This is a genomic window from Pseudarthrobacter sp. rb (assembly GCF_056389225.1).
In genome coordinates this window covers 15,542-16,036 of sequence record NZ_JBWJAR010000010.1, presented here as the reverse complement: position 1 = coordinate 16,036, position 495 = coordinate 15,542, and the positions used below count along the sequence as shown (strand labels likewise).

Genomic DNA, 495 nt, shown 5'->3' with positions numbered 1-495 from the left:
GCACCATAACCATCCCCCAAGGTGCAACACCCGGACCGTGGACACCTGCTCTCGCATATCTCGAAGACGCAGCAAAAAACCAACACACCTGGTCAAGCGCGCTCGAACCACTCAACCCACCCAAACTATCCGTGATACCCTACCCCGTTACTCCGGCGGCCGTGACGTTCACCGATAAGGACGGCACCACCCAGGACACCGTCACCATCCCGGCCACCGAGGGGGTGGACTACCTCCTCGGCGACAAGGTCACCGCTGCCGGCACCTACCCCGGCTCCGGCACCGTGACCGTGACCGCCCGCGCGAAGACCGACTACGTCCTGCAGCCCGGCGCTGCCACCGAGTGGACCACCACCTTCAAAGCCACCCCCTACCCCGTTACTCCGGCGGCCGTGACGTTCACCGATAAGGACGGCACCACCCAGGACACCGTCACCATCCCGGCCACCGAGGGGGTGGACTACCTCCTCGGCGACAAGGTCACCGCTGCCGGCA

1 pseudogene is annotated in these 495 nt (G+C 65.5%); it reads left to right on the top strand.

The annotated features are described in order from the left end of the window. Window positions 1-161: 161 nt before the first annotated feature. Window positions 162-495 (top strand): annotated as a pseudogene (locus ACWRN3_RS14210) (hypothetical protein); the annotation flags it as partial.